General features: G+C 31.1%; 1 protein-coding gene. It reads right to left on the bottom strand.

The genetic code is table 4. The annotated features are described in order from the left end of the window. Nucleotides 1-74 precede the first annotated feature (74 nt). Nucleotides 75-643, bottom strand: a 569-nt coding sequence (locus DNK47_RS03345; RefSeq protein ID WP_146737549.1) for a restriction endonuclease subunit S, incomplete at its 5' end; no start/stop codon positions are given.

Below are 643 nucleotides of genomic sequence, written 5' to 3'. Positions count from 1 at the left end.
GAAGGTAATTCGGATACACAGGAGAATCAAAAAGAAACAGTTACTTTAGCATTAGGAAACGGCACTTATAGAAGTTAATTAGTTAATTCAATAAAGTATTTCTGTAATTTAAGTAACTCTCTAATCTCTTTTTCATTAGTTTTTTGAATTTGAAAGAAAGGCTTACAGCAATTATTGAATTTTTCAATTAGTTTTTGTGGGGGAAGAAGAACTTCAAATTCTCTGAAATTCTTTTGGCTAATTAAATTTATAACAGTCCCAAAACTTCGCCTTTGTAAAGAGGTGACATTAATTTTGATTAAAAATCAGTAATAATAATTTTCTTGATATTTTGAACGATAAATCCCAAAAAAATTTTGCGATATACACAATTCTTTATCATTCATTCCCATCTTACCGACATTGGTGCCCGCACAAGAAAACAAAATTGAATTTTTGGAAATCAATCTGGTACTAGAATTCCTCTTTCCTTCCTCGGTAATATTTATCTCTCCTTTATTAATGAATTTCCCTTTATTTGCAGTTAAATCACTTATTCCTATCCAAGGAATTCCGCCTTCTTTAGTTCAATATTCTGGGCATTTTGTAGAGGGAGTTCCTCCCCCGACTATAGTTACAAGATCTCCTAGTTTCTTTCTCTCTA

Origin of the sequence: Mycoplasma wenyonii, from assembly GCF_003265155.1 — a bacterium.
In the GTDB taxonomy this organism is placed as follows: Bacteria; Bacillota_I; Bacilli_A; order Mycoplasmatales; family Mycoplasmoidaceae; genus Eperythrozoon_A; species Eperythrozoon_A wenyonii_C.
Note: the sequence above shows the minus strand (reverse complement) of the source record. Positions and strands in the feature narration are given on the sequence as shown.